This is a genomic window from Streptomyces sp. Ru62, assembly GCF_002920615.1.
Taxonomy (GTDB): domain Bacteria; phylum Actinomycetota; class Actinomycetes; order Streptomycetales; family Streptomycetaceae; genus Streptomyces.
The window spans coordinates 162718-175702 of record NZ_PQSU01000022.1 but is presented as its reverse complement, the minus strand read 5'-3'; the positions used below and the strand labels follow the sequence as shown (position 1 = coordinate 175702).

Genomic DNA, 12985 nt, shown 5'->3' with positions numbered 1-12985 from the left:
AAACGGCGGCGCACTGCTGTGGCAACACCTCTTCTGGTTCTTCGGCCACCCAGAGGTGTACATCATCGCGCTGCCGTTCTTCGGCATCATCAGCGAAGTGATCCCGGTGTTCTCCCGCAAGCCGATGTTCGGCTACATGGGTCTGATCGCCGCGACCATCGCGATCGCCGGTCTGTCCGTGACGGTGTGGGCCCACCACATGTACGTCACCGGTGGTGTGCTGCTGCCGTTCTTCTCCTTCATGACCTTCCTGATCGCCGTGCCGACCGGTGTGAAGTTCTTCAACTGGATCGGCACGATGTGGAAGGGCTCGTTGTCCTTCGAGACACCGATGCTCTGGGCGACCGGATTCCTGATCACCTTCACGTTCGGTGGTCTGACCGGTGTCATCCTCGCGTCCCCGCCCATGGACTTCCACGTCTCCGACTCGTACTTCGTGGTGGCCCACTTCCACTACGTGGTCTTCGGTACGGTCGTCTTCGCGATGTTCTCCGGCTTCCACTTCTGGTGGCCGAAGTGGACCGGCAAGATGCTCGACGAGCGTCTCGGCAAGATCACCTTCTGGACGCTGTTCATCGGTTTCCACGGCACCTTCCTGGTCCAGCACTGGCTGGGCGCCGAGGGCATGCCGCGCCGGTACGCCGACTACCTGGCCGCCGACGGCTTCACCGCGCTGAACACGGTGTCGACCATCAGCTCCTTCCTGCTCGGCCTGTCGATCCTGCCGTTCCTCTACAACGTCTGGAAGACGGCCAAGTACGGCAAGCCGGTCGGCGTGGACGACCCGTGGGGCTACGGCCGCTCGCTGGAGTGGGCGACCTCCTGCCCGCCGCCCCGGCACAACTTCCTCACCCTGCCGCGGATCCGCAGCGAATCCCCGGCGTTCGACCTGCACCACCCTGAGATCGCCGCGCTCGAACAGCTTGAGCACGCCGGTCACGGCACCGCCGTCGCGGGCAGCAAGGAGGCCGGCAAGTGAAGATCCAGGGTCGGATGTTCATCTGGCTGAGCGTCTTCATCCTGATCATGGCCATCGTGTATGGCGTGTGGTCGAAGGAGCCGGCCGGTACCACCGCGCTCTTCCTGGCCTTCGGCCTGAGCGTCATGATCGGCTTCTACCTGGGCTTCACCGCCCGGCGGGTCGACGCGGGCGCCCAGGACGACAAGGAGGCCGATGTCGCGGACGACGCGGGCGAGCTGGGCTTCTTCAGCCCGCACAGCTGGCAGCCGCTCATGCTGGGCTTCGGCGGCGCCGTCGCCTTCCTCAGCATCGCGGTCGGCTGGTGGCTGATCTACTTCGCCGCCCCGTTCATCGTGGTCGGCATCTTCGGCTGGGTGTTCGAGTACTACCACGGTGAGAACCGCACCCAGTAGAACGCGCAGCGACGCGCCGGGAGCCCGGACCCCCCTCAGGAGGGTCCGGGCTCCCGGCTTTTCCGGCTGCTCCGGCGTGCCCTTCGCGCGCCCGTCGCGCGTCCTTCCTCTGGCGCAGCGTCGTTCGCTCGTAAGGGTTAGCTGCCATGCCAGTGAGCTCTTCATCTCATAGCGTGATCATATGAACCACACTCCGCGGACCCGCACCGTCGTCAGCTGCGCGCTGCTGGTGACCGCCCTCGGCGCGGGCGTCACCGCTTGCGGTTCGGACGGCAACCCCCTGGCGGCCAGGCCGTACGACGCAGCGGGCCTGATCTCCTTCAACGGCCCCACCGAAGCGGGGAAGCGGGCCGACCCGGACAAACCCCTGGAGGTGACCGCCAACAGCGACGAGGGCCGTATCACGGACGTCACCGCCCAGGACTCCACAGGGCGCCATGTGGCGGGCGAACTCGCCGCCGACGGCAGCCGCTGGCACAGCACCTCCCCGCTGGCCGCCAACGCCCACTACACGGTCACGGTGAGCACCGAGGACGAGGACGGCGCGCCCGGCCGCAAGGTCCTCACGTTCGACACCAGCCAGCCGACCAGCAAGCAGCGCCTGAACGTCACGTTCGGGCCGGAGAAGGGCACCTACGGCGTCGGACAGCCGATCACCGCCCAACTCGACCACGAGATCAAGGACAAGGCGCAGCGCGCCGTCGTCGAGCAGGCCCTCCGGGTGGATTCCACGCCGGCCGTGCAGGGCGCCTGGCACTGGGTCGACAACAAGGAACTCCACTACCGGCCCAAGGACTACTGGCCCGCCCACGCCACCATCCAGGTGCACAGCAACCTGGAGGGCGTCAAGATCGGCGACCGGCTGTGGGGCGGCGCGGCCAAGCCGCTGAAGATCACCACCGGTGACAGGATCGAGGCCGTCACGGACGCCGCCACGCACCAGATGACGGTCTACAAGAACGGCCAGGAGATCAACCAGATCCCCATCACCACGGGCAAACCCGGCTTCGAGACCCGCAACGGCGTCAAGGTCGTCCTGGCCAAGCAGTACTTCGTACGCATGCGCGGCACCACGGTCGGCATCGCCGAGGGCAGCGCCGACTCCTACGACCTGCCGGTCTACTACGCCACCCGGGTCACCTGGTCCGGCGAGTACGTCCACGCCGCCCCCTGGTCGGTGGGCTCCCAGGGGTACGCCAACGTCAGCCACGGCTGCACCGGTATGAGCACGTCCAACGCCGAGTGGTTCTTCGACACCGTCCGCGAGGGCGACATCGTCAAGGTCGTCAACTCCAACGGCGACGAGATGGAGCCCTTCGGCAACGGCTTCGGTGACTGGAACGTCGACTGGCAGAAGTGGCGCCAGGGCAGCGCCCTCTTCAACGGCAAACCGGACGGCCCGGCCCCGGGGGACGCGCTACGCGTGCAGCCGGCGGCGGCGTGATGAAGGGGCGCGGGGAACTGTGCGAGGTGGACCGACCGGCCCACACTCGCCCACGAACCCGGCGCCCCGCCCGGCGACAGGGCCTAGGCGCCCACCAGGCGCCGCTGACGCAGCAGGGAGGCCAGCGCGGAGGCGAACTCCACCGGATCCACCGGCAGGGTGACGGCCGCGTCGGCCCGGCTCCACGTGGCCAGCCACGCGTCCTGGGGCCGCCCCATGAGCAGCAGCACCGGCGGGCAGTTGAACACCTCGTCCTTGATCTGCCGGCACACCCCCATGCCGCCCATCGGCACGGCCTCGCCGTCGAGCACGCAGACGTCGATGCCGCCCTTGTCCAGCTCCCGCAGCACCGCCTGCGGAGTCGCGCACTCCACGAACTCGACGAGGGGGACGTCGGGCGCCGGCCGACGCCCGGCGGCCAGCCGTACTTGCTCGCGGGTGTTGGAGTCGTCGCTGTAGACCAGCACCGTGGCGGTCGGCTGCATTGTTCCTCCGAGACGTCAGCGTCGTACGGACAGGACGGGCGGGCCCGTTCCGGCGGATGTTACTCCCGCGATCGTCCCCATGAACACCACGTCAACACCGGTCTTGCGGGTGGCAACACTCCGAACGGCACCCCCCGGAGTGAGCGCGAGATAAGCGACCGACATAATGTCGGTCGTGGCGACAGCAACGACAGTAGAAACCGGGCACGCGCACCCGTCGGTCAACCGGCCGAACCTCACCAGCGTCGGAACCATCATCTGGCTGAGTTCCGAGCTGATGTTCTTCGCGGCCCTCTTCGCGATGTACTTCACCCTCCGGTCGGTGACCGGACCGGCTCACTGGAAGGAGATGGCGGAGGCACTCAACGTGCCCTTCTCCGCCACGAACACCACGATCCTGGTGCTCTCCTCCCTCACCTGCCAGCTCGGCGTGTTCGCGGCCGAGCGCGGCGATGTGAAGAAGCTCCGTGGCTGGTTCATCCTCACCTTCATCATGGGTGCGATCTTCATCGGCGGTCAGATCTACGAGTACACGGAGCTGGTGAAGAAGGACGGCATCTCGCTGTCCTCCGACCCGTACGGCTCGGTGTTCTACCTGACCACCGGCTTCCACGGCCTGCACGTGACGGGCGGTCTCATCGCCTTCCTGCTGGTCCTCGGCCGCACCTACATGGCCAAGAGGTTCACCCACGAGCAGGCGACCGCCGCCATCGTCGTGTCCTACTACTGGCACTTCGTCGATGTCGTCTGGATCGGCCTCTTCGCCACGATCTACCTGATCAAGTAGCCGGGACCGCTCCCGCACATCCAGAAGCACCGACGCAGAAGATCCTGACACCGGGGTAATCCGTGAAAAAGCTCTCCGCACGACGACGCCATCCGCTGGCGGCGGTCGTCGTCCTACTCCTCGCGCTGGCGGCCACTGGGGGGCTGTACGCCGCGTTCGCGCCCGCGGACAAGGCGCAGGCCGATGAAACCTCCCAGTCCCTGACCATCAAGGAGGGCAAGAAGCTCTACGAGGTCGGCTGCGCCAGCTGCCACGGCACCGGTGGCCAGGGCTCCTCCGACGGCCCGAGCCTCGTCGGCGTGGGCGCCGCGGCCGTCGACTTCCAGGTCGGCACCGGCCGCATGCCCGCCGCCACCTCGCAGGGCGCCCAGATCCCGCGCAAGAAGAACATCTACTCGCAGGCCCAGATCGACCAGCTCGCCGCGTACGTCGCGTCGCTGGGCGCCGGCCCGACCGTGCCCACGAAGGAGCAGTACGGTCCCGCGGGCGCGGACATCGCCAAGGGTGGCGAGCTGTTCCGCACCAACTGCGCGCAGTGCCACAACTTCACCGGCAAGGGCGGCGCCCTGACCAAGGGCAAGTTCGCGCCGAGCCTGGAGGGTGTCGCTCCGAAGCACATCTACGAGGCCATGCAGACGGGCCCGCAGAACATGCCGTCCTTCCCCGACACCACGCTGTCGGAGAAGAACAAGAAGGACATCATCGCGTACCTCAACGCGGTCAACGGCGACAAGACCGAGAACCCGGGTGGTCTGGAGCTGGGCGGCCTGGGGCCGGTCAGTGAGGGTCTGTTCGGCTGGATCTTCGGCCTCGGCACGCTCATCGTGGTCGCCGTCTGGGTCGCCGCTCGGACCGCAAAGGCCAAGAAGTCATGAGTAGCCAAGACATTCCAGAAGAGAACCTGCCCGCTGAGCAGGACCACGCGCACGGCGCGGTAGGGATCGCGGACGAGGAGAACCCGTTCGCGGACCCGGGGCTGCCGCCGCACGAGCACCGGATCCAGGACATCGACGAGCGGGCCGCCAAGCGGTCCGAGCGCGTGGTGGCCCTGCTGTTCACGGTGTCGATGCTGGCCACCATCGGCTTCATCGTCGCGTACCTGGCCATCCCGACCGACAAGCAGATCTTCGTCTTCCCGATCGGGCACATCAGCGCGATGAACTTCGCGCTCGGTCTGACCCTCGGTGTGGCGCTGTTCTGCATCGGCGTGGGCGCGGTCCACTGGGCCCGCACCCTGATGTCCGACGTGGAGATCGCCGACGACCGTCACCCGATCGAGGCTCCCTCCGACGTCCGGGCGAAGGTCCACGACGACTTCCGCCAGGGCGCCAAGGAGTCGGCGATCGGACGCCGCAAGCTGATCCGCAACACGATGTTCGGCGCGCTGGCCCTGGTGCCGCTCTCCGGTGTCATGCTGCTCGGCGGTCTCGGCCCGGCGCCGGGGACCAAGCTCCGCCACACCATGTGGGCCAAGGGCAAGCGCCTGGTCAACATGAACACGAACCAGCCGCTGCGTCCCGAGGACGTCTCCGTGGGCTCGCTCACCTTCGCCAAGCCGGACGGCCTGGAGGAGCACTCCGAGGAGTTCCAGACGGAGATCGCCAAGGCCGCGCTGATGATCGTCCGGCTCCAGCCGGGCAACATCAAGGACAAGCGCGAGCTGGAGTGGTCGCACGAGGGCATCGTCGCGTACTCGAAGATCTGCACCCACGTCGGCTGCCCGATCTCCCTGTACGAGCAGCAGACGCACCACGTGCTGTGCCCGTGCCACCAGTCCACCTTCGACCTCTCCGACGGTGCCCGAGTGATCTTCGGCCCCGCCGGCCACGCCCTGCCGCAGCTGCGCATCGGTGTGGACAGTGAGGGTTACCTCCAGGCGCTCGGCGACTTCGAGGAGCCCGTCGGTCCTGCATTCTGGGAGCGCGGATGAGTACTTCAGCGAACGAGACCTCCCGCCCCCGCGGGAAGGCACCGGCCGGCGAGCGTCTCGCCGACTGGGCCGACGGCCGGCTCGGGATCTACTCCCTCGCCAAGGCCAACATGCGCAAGATCTTCCCCGACCACTGGTCGTTCATGTTGGGTGAGGTCTGCCTCTACAGCTTCATCATCATCATCCTGACGGGTGTCTACCTGACGCTGTTCTTCCACCCGTCGATGAACGAGGTGGAGTACCACGGCTCGTACGTCCCGCTCCAGGGACAGCTGATGTCCGAGGCGTTCAGCTCGACCCTGCACATCTCCTTCGACGTGCGCGGTGGTCTGCTCATCCGGCAGATCCACCACTGGGGCGCGGTCGTCTTCATCGCCGGCATGTTCGTGCACATGATGCGCGTGTTCTTCACCGGCGCGTTCCGCAAGCCGCGTGAGGTCAACTGGCTGTTCGGCTTCCTGCTGCTCGTCCTGGGCATGTTCACCGGTTTCACCGGTTACTCGCTCCCGGACGACCTGCTCTCCGGCACCGGTGTCCGCTTCATGGAGGGCGCGATCCTGTCCGTGCCGATCGTCGGCACGTACATCTCGTTCTTCCTCTTCGGCGGGGAGTTCCCGGGCGGCGACTTCGTGGCCCGCTTCTACTCGATCCACATCCTGCTGCTGCCGGGCATCATGCTGGGCCTGGTGGTGGGCCACCTGATCCTGGTCTTCTACCACAAGCACACGCAGTTCACGGGTCCCGGCAAGACGAACAAGAACGTCGTCGGCATGCCGCTGCTGCCGGTGTACATGGCGAAGGCAGGCGGCTTCTTCTTCCTGGTCTTCGGTGTGCTCGCGGCCCTCGCGGCCATCGCGCAGATCAACCCGATCTGGGCCATCGGCCCCTACCGTCCGGACCAGGTGTCCACCGGCGCCCAGCCGGACTGGTACATGGGTATGGCCGAGGGTCTGATCCGCGCCATGCCGGGCTGGGAGATCAACTTCTGGGGCCACACGCTGGTCCTGGGCGTGTTCATCCCGCTGGTGCTGTTCGGCGTGATCCTCGGCGCGATCGCGGTGTACCCGTTCATCGAGGCCTGGGTCACCGGCGACAAGCGCGAGCACCACATCCTGGACCGCCCGCGCAACGCCCCGACCCGTACGGCGTTCGGTGTCGCCTGGCTGACCGTGTACTTCGTGATGCTGATCGGTGGTGGCAACGACATCTTCGCCACCCACTTCCACCTGTCGATCAACGCGGTCACCTGGTTCGTCCGGATCGCCTACTTCGTCGCTCCGGTCATCGCGTTCATCGTCACCAAGCGGATCTGCCTGGGCCTCCAGCGCCGCGACCGCGACAAGGTGCTGCACGGCCGCGAGACCGGCATCATCAAGCGGCTGCCGCACGGTGAGTTCATCGAGGTGCACGAGCCGCTCAGCCAGGAGCAGCTGCACACGCTCACCTCGCACGAGCAGTACCAGCCGGCCGAGATCGGTCCGGCGGTCGACGAGAACGGGGTCGAGCGCAAGATCCCGGCCTCGGAGAAGCTGCGGGCGAAGCTGTCCAACGCCTACTTCGGCGAGGACAACCAGATCCCGAAGCCGACCGTCGAGGAGTACAAGGAGATCACGAGCGGCCACGGCCACCACTGATCCCCGCGTCGCCACGCCACGCCGAAGGGCCCCGTCCGGGTTACGGACGGGGCCCTTCGCCGTGCCGCCCGGCTGGATAGGGTGGTGTCGACGTAGCAGGAATCTGTTCAAGGAGCGGCTGATGAGCGCTGTGACCCCCGCTGGAGGCGACACCGCGGCGGGCCGCTCCTGGCCCGCCCTGCTGAACGGTCTGCTGGACGGCCGGGACCTGAGCGCCGACGACACCGCCTGGGCGATGGACCTGATCATGCGCGGGGAGGCGACCGACGCGCAGATCGCGGGCTTCATGGTGGCGCTGCGGGCCAAGGGCGAGACGGTCCAGGAGATCACCGGACTGGTCCGGACGATGTACGCGCACGCGAACGTCATCGAGGTGCCCGGCCCGGCCGTCGACATCGTCGGCACCGGCGGCGACGGTGCCAAGACGGTGAACATCTCCACCATGTCCTCGATCGTCGTCGCGGGCGCGGGGGCGAAGGTCGTCAAGCACGGCAACCGCGCCGCGTCCTCCGCCTCCGGCTCCTCCGACGTCCTGGAGAAGCTGGGCATCAACCTCAACCTGACCCCGCAGCGGGTGGCCGAGGTGGCCGAGGAGGCCGGCATCACCATCTGCTTCGCGGTGCGGTTCCACCCGTCCCTGCGTCATGTCGCCCCCGCGCGCGGCCAGTTGGGCATCCGGACCACCTTCAACGTGCTGGGCCCGCTGACCAACCCCGCGCAGGTGCGGTCGCAGGCCGTCGGTGTCGCGGATCCCCGCATGGCGCCGATCGTCGCCGGTGTCCTCGCCGAGCGCGGCAACTCCGCGCTGGTCTTCCGGGGCGACGACGGCCTGGACGAGCTGACCGTCACCGCCACCTCCCGCGTGTGGGTGGTCCGGGACGGCAAGGTCACGGAGGAGGTCTTCGACCCGCGGGAGGTGGGCATCGAGCTCGTCCCCGTGGACGCCCTGCGCGGTGCCGACGCCTCCTACAACGCCGAGGTCGCCCGCCGGCTGCTGGACGGCGAGAGGGGGGCCGTACGGGACGCCGTCCTGCTGAACTCGGCGGCGGCGCTGGTGGCCCTGGAGCCGACGGACGCGCCGCTCACCGAGCAGATCCGCGCGGGCATGGCGCGGGCCGCGGAGTCGATCGACTCGGGCGCGGCCAAGCGCACCCTGGACCGCTGGGTGGCCGTCAGCAACGCCTGACGCGCCCGGGAGTCGTCCCGCGATCCGGACACGGGTTGCGGGACGACGATCACTTCAGTACGTTCCTGTACCAGGTCATGAGTGACAGTCATGAGGCCCCGGCCGACTGTCCGGCAACCCTCCGTCCGTGGCGGGGTGCCCCGGGTGAAGACCAGGTCGTACGGCAGCAAGGCCTACGGCAAGCGCGGACCCCTCGCATACCAGGGGTCCTGGTCGTCCGAGGGAGTCTTCCGTGAGCAAGCGAATGCGTTAGGGCCGCAGAGCCCCGCCTCCGCACACCCCTGCGCAGTCCTGTTCTGCGTTTCTCCGCATTCCTGTCACGGGAGTTCCGTCATGTCTGTCTCCACCGCTGCCGCCGACCACTCTGTTTGCACCCCTCTGCCCGTTCTGGGGCGAGATGTCACCGTCCCGCTGGTCACCGGCGGCGAAGTCAGCTACGCCGCCCTGGACTACGCGGCCAGCGCCCCCGCCCTCCAGCGCGTCTGGGACGACGTCGCCGCGTACGCCCCGTACTACGGCAGTGTGCACCGCGGCGCCGGCTACCTCTCCCAGCTCTCCACCGACCTGTTCGAGAACGCCCGCAGGACGGTCGCCGACTTCCTCGGCTGCCGCCCGGCCGACCAGGTGGTCTTCACCCGTTCGACCACCGACTCCCTCAACCTGCTGGCCCGGGCGATCCCGGCCGACTGCCAGGTCTACGTCTTCGAGACCGAGCACCACGCCTCGCTGCTGCCCTGGCAGGACGCGCGAGTCACCTACCTCGACGCCCCGCGCACCCCGCGGCAGGCCGTGGAGACCCTGGAGCGGGCCCTGGCCGACCGGGACCCCTACGGCCCGGCCCTGGTCTGCGTCACCGGCGCCTCCAACGTCACCGGCGAGCTGTGGCCGGTGCGCGAACTGGCCGCCGCCGCGCACGCCCACGGCGCCCGCATCGTCCTGGACGCCGCCCAGCTCGCTCCGCACCACCCGGTGGACCTCCGTGACCTGGACGTGGACTGGGTCGCCTTCTCCGGCCACAAGCTGTACGCCCCCTTCGGCTCCGGCGTCCTGGCCGGCCGCGCCGACTGGCTCCAGCAGGCCGAGCCGTACCTCGCGGGCGGCGGCGCCAGCCGCAAGGTCACCCGGCGCCAGGACGGCGGCGTGGCCGTCGAGTGGCACGAGACCGCGGCCCGGCACGAGGCCGGCTCCCCGAACGTCATCGGCGCCTACGCCATCGCCTCCGCCTGCAAGGCCCTCACCGAGGCCGGCTGGGACACTCTCGTCGCCCGCGAACAGCACCTGATCGCCAAGGTCCGCGAGGGCCTGGCCGAGGTGCCCGAGGTGCGCGTGCTGTCCCTCTTCGGCGACGACGCCCCGAGGGTCGGCGTCATCTCCTTCGTCGTCGAGGGCTGGAACAGCTCGCACTTCGCCGCCGCGCTCTCCGCCGAGTACGGCATCGGCGTCCGCGACGGCCTCTTCTGCGCCCACCCCCTGGTGCGCACCCTGCTCGGCAGCGACCCGCAGACCCAGGGCGAGTGCGGCGCCCCCGAGGCGGCCCCGGGCGAGAAGTCCCTCAACGCCATCCGCGTCAGCTTCGGCGCGGGCACGCCGGACGAGCACGTGGAGCGCTTCGTCAACGCCGTCAGTGAACTGGTGGCGCAGGGCGCGAAGTGGCAGTACCGCACGGAGGACGGCCGCTGCGTGCCGGCGGTCTGACGGCGCTATAACCTCCCCTTGACACCACGTCGGACAGGGGGAGCCCGTCAGTGCAGCCGTTGCGCGCCACAGACCCGCGCCACATCGGCCCGTACGCCGCCACGCACAGGCTGGGCGCGGGCGGCATGGGCGAGGTCTACCTCGCCGAGTCCCGCACCGGACTGCGGCTCGCGGTGAAGGTCGTACGGGCCGAGCACGCCGAGGACCGCACCTTCCGCGCCCGCTTCCGCCACGAGGTCCGCGCCGCCCAGACCGTCGGCGGCGCGGACACGTACACCGCGCGGGTCGTGGACGCCGACACCGAGGCCGAACGGCCCTGGATGGCGACGGAGTTCGTGTCCGGACCGAACCTGCGGGACGCCGTGCTCGACCACGGAGCGCTGCCGCGCCCCGCGGTCCGGATCCTCGCGGCCGCGCTCGGCGAGGCGCTCACGGCCATCCACGCCAGGGGGCTGGTCCACCGGGACCTGAAGCCGTCGAACATCCTGCTGGGTCCGGACGGGCCCCGGGTCATCGACTTCGGGATCGTCCGGGCGCTGGAGGCCACCTCGCTGACCCGCACCGGCGCGGTGGTCGGCTCGGTCGGCTACGTCTCGCCGGAGCAGATCCGCAACGGCGGCCAGGTCGGCCCGCCCAGCGACGTCTTCTCGCTCGGCGCGGTCCTCGCGTACGCGGCGGCCGGCCGGGAGCCGTTCGGCGAGGGCCAGGACTCGGTGGTCCTGCTGCGCATCCTCACCCGCGACTTCGACCTGTCCGGCGTGCCGGAGGACATCCGCCCGCTGGTGACGGCCTGTCTGCGCGAGGACCCGCTGGAGCGTCCGGAGCCGGCGGAGGTGGTGGCGAGCGCCGGGTTCGCCCCGGACACCCTGCGCGCCGCCGTCCGCCCGGGCTGGTACGGCCCCGCGACCCGGCCCCGCCCCACCCAGGACGACCGCCCCAGCGGCGTGGAGTACCTGACCCCGCACCCCACCACCACCGACTCGGCCGGCCGTGCCACCCCGCTCGGCTCGGTGCCTCCCGCGGCCCCGGAGGACTCCGCCATCCCTGGCACCCGCGGCGACTCAGCAGCGGAAGCCGCCCCGCAGGGCTCGCCGACCGCTGCGGCCGGGAACGGCTCCGCCGGCCCTGCCACTCACGGCGACGCGGTCCGGACGGCCGCTCCCACCGGCTCGGCGGCGGGGTCCCTCACCGACTCGACCGGACCGGCCACCCCCACCGACTCGACCAGGACGGCCACCCCCACCGGCTCGGACACCGTCATCGGCTCCAGCGCCCCCAGCCGTCGCTCGGGTGCCGTGGCTCCCGGGCGGCGGCGGCTTCTGCAGGTTCTCGCCGGGGGAGCCGTCGCCGTGGCCGGGCTGGGGGTCGGCGGCCGGCTGTGGGGGTACGGCTTCGGTACCGAGAGCAGTGGCGGCAGCGACCGCTCACCAACCCCGTCCGCCGACCGCACGAACGGGGCGCCGGCGGTGCTGCGCTGGCAGTACGACCTCGGCGGCATCGGCGGCCTGGACGGGGCCTGCTGCGCGCTCTCCCCGGACGGTTCCGTCGTCTACGCGGGCACCTCCGGAGGCGTGCTGCACGCCATCTCCCGGGACGGCTCCAAGCGCTGGAAGGTCCGGCTCGGCGACGACGTCTCCACGCCCGTGGCCACCCGGGACGCCGTGTACTGCGTGGTGGGCCTGCACTCCGAGGACTCGCGCCGGCTGGCCGCGGTGAGTCCGTCCGGCAGCACGCTGTGGACCCGCACCCTCGGTGACCAGCGGTACGACGTCCCCGTCCTGACCGGCCAGGACGTCCTCGTCTGCGTCGGCGGCACGAGCACGGGCGGGCTGCGCTGCTACGCCTCCGACGGCAGCGAGAAGTGGACCGCCAAGACCCTGGCCGGCCCCACCGGCACCCCGCTCGTCTCGGGCGGGACCGTCTTCACGGGCAGCTACGGCGACGTCCTGCTGGCGCTGGACGCGCGGGACGGCTCGCGGAAGTGGCAGGTGTCCGGGGGTACCGACGCCACCGCGCTCGTTCTCGCGGGCACCACGCTGTTCACGGACTCCGCCGCCGAGCTCCAGGGCTTCCGCGTCACGGACGGCCGGCGGCTGTGGCGCAAGGAGGACGACGGAGGCGTCCTGACCGGGGGCAGCCGTACGCTGGCCGTCGGCACCGAACAGGGGGGCGTGTACGCCGTCCGGGCGGCCGACGGCTCCCGTGCCTGGACGTACGGCTTCGAGGGCGGCTCGGCCCATCCCCGCGCGGTGGTGGCCGGCGACACCGTGTACGCGCATGCGGGCGAGAAGGTCTGCGCGCTGGACCTCAACGGGCAGAAGCGCTGGAACGCGGTCCTGGGCCGGGACGCGGGCGACGACCAGCACACCCCGGTCGCGCGCGGCGGCCGGCTCTACGTGCCCTCGGGCAGCGGGATCGCCGCGGTGGACGTGAGCGCGTAGCCTCCCCGG

The 12985-nt window shown here is 69.9% G+C and carries 11 protein-coding genes and 1 riboswitch; of the genes, 10 read left to right on the top strand and 1 reads right to left on the bottom strand.

Annotation, left to right across the window (positions count from 1 at the left end):
- From C3492_RS28360 to C3492_RS28350, 3 genes are all read left to right on the top strand, one after another.
- Window positions 1-979, top strand: a 979-nt coding sequence (locus C3492_RS28360; protein WP_181140592.1) for a cbb3-type cytochrome c oxidase subunit I, incomplete at its 5' end; no start/stop codon positions are given.
- Window positions 976-1374 (top strand): cytochrome c oxidase subunit 4, encoded by a 399-nt coding sequence (locus C3492_RS28355; protein ID WP_030641899.1) that lies wholly within the window; start codon window positions 976-978, stop codon window positions 1372-1374. The genes C3492_RS28360 and C3492_RS28355, both read left to right, overlap by 4 nt.
- Before the next feature lie 181 nt (window positions 1375-1555).
- Window positions 1556-2818: an Ig-like domain-containing protein gene (locus C3492_RS28350; RefSeq protein ID WP_103815352.1), complete on the top strand. Its 1263-nt coding sequence runs from the start codon at window positions 1556-1558 to the stop codon at window positions 2816-2818.
- A gap of 83 nt (window positions 2819-2901) precedes the next feature.
- Here the strand turns inward: C3492_RS28350 and C3492_RS28345 are convergent, their stop codons facing one another.
- On the bottom strand, window positions 2902-3303 hold the full coding sequence (locus tag C3492_RS28345; RefSeq protein WP_030641905.1) for a two-component system response regulator: 402 nt from the start codon (window positions 3301-3303) through the stop codon (window positions 2902-2904).
- Between the two features lie 166 nt (window positions 3304-3469).
- Here C3492_RS28345 and C3492_RS28340 point away from each other — a divergent pair, with 166 nt between their 5' ends.
- From C3492_RS28340 to C3492_RS28310, 7 genes are all read left to right on the top strand, one after another.
- Window positions 3470-4090 (top strand): heme-copper oxidase subunit III, encoded by a 621-nt coding sequence (locus C3492_RS28340; protein WP_014672235.1) that lies wholly within the window; start codon window positions 3470-3472, stop codon window positions 4088-4090.
- Window positions 4091-4152: 62 nt separating this feature from the next.
- On the top strand, window positions 4153-4965 hold the full coding sequence (locus C3492_RS28335; protein WP_103815350.1) for a c-type cytochrome: 813 nt from the start codon (window positions 4153-4155) through the stop codon (window positions 4963-4965).
- Window positions 4962-6020 carry a ubiquinol-cytochrome c reductase iron-sulfur subunit gene (locus tag C3492_RS28330; protein WP_103815348.1) on the top strand — a complete coding sequence of 353 codons (1059 nt, stop codon included), beginning with the start codon at window positions 4962-4964 and terminating at the stop codon, window positions 6018-6020. Before C3492_RS28335 ends, C3492_RS28330 begins: the two co-directional genes overlap by 4 nt.
- Window positions 6017-7654, top strand: coding sequence for a cytochrome bc complex cytochrome b subunit (locus tag C3492_RS28325; protein ID WP_103815346.1), 1638 nt, complete (start codon window positions 6017-6019; stop codon window positions 7652-7654). The genes C3492_RS28330 and C3492_RS28325 overlap by 4 nt, the downstream gene beginning before the upstream one ends.
- A gap of 121 nt (window positions 7655-7775) precedes the next feature.
- On the top strand, window positions 7776-8840 hold the full coding sequence (gene trpD, locus C3492_RS28320) for an anthranilate phosphoribosyltransferase (protein ID WP_103815344.1): 1065 nt from the start codon (window positions 7776-7778) through the stop codon (window positions 8838-8840).
- Between the two features lie 73 nt (window positions 8841-8913).
- A riboswitch (SAM riboswitch) is annotated at window positions 8914-9031 on the top strand.
- 142 nt (window positions 9032-9173) lie between these two features.
- A complete protein-coding gene (locus tag C3492_RS28315; RefSeq protein ID WP_103815342.1) occupies window positions 9174-10535 on the top strand; it encodes an aminotransferase class V-fold PLP-dependent enzyme in 1362 nt (453 codons plus the stop codon).
- Between the two features lie 50 nt (window positions 10536-10585).
- Window positions 10586-12976 carry a serine/threonine-protein kinase gene (locus C3492_RS28310; RefSeq protein ID WP_103815340.1) on the top strand — a complete coding sequence of 797 codons (2391 nt, stop codon included), beginning with the start codon at window positions 10586-10588 and terminating at the stop codon, window positions 12974-12976.
- The last annotated feature ends 9 nt before the right edge of the window (window positions 12977-12985 follow it).

Coding starts and splice junctions, on each gene's coding strand:
- C3492_RS28350 (WP_103815352.1), top strand. CDS start 1,556: ATGAACCACACTCCGCGGACCCGCACCGTCGTCAGCTGCGCGCTGCTG.
- C3492_RS28345 (WP_030641905.1), bottom strand. CDS start 3,303: ATGCAGCCGACCGCCACGGTGCTGGTCTACAGCGACGACTCCAACACC.
- C3492_RS28340 (WP_014672235.1), top strand. CDS start 3,470: ATGTCGGTCGTGGCGACAGCAACGACAGTAGAAACCGGGCACGCGCAC.
- C3492_RS28330 (WP_103815348.1), top strand. CDS start 4,962: ATGAGTAGCCAAGACATTCCAGAAGAGAACCTGCCCGCTGAGCAGGAC.
- C3492_RS28325 (WP_103815346.1), top strand. CDS start 6,017: ATGAGTACTTCAGCGAACGAGACCTCCCGCCCCCGCGGGAAGGCACCG.
- trpD (WP_103815344.1), top strand. CDS start 7,776: ATGAGCGCTGTGACCCCCGCTGGAGGCGACACCGCGGCGGGCCGCTCC.
- C3492_RS28315 (WP_103815342.1), top strand. CDS start 9,174: ATGTCTGTCTCCACCGCTGCCGCCGACCACTCTGTTTGCACCCCTCTG.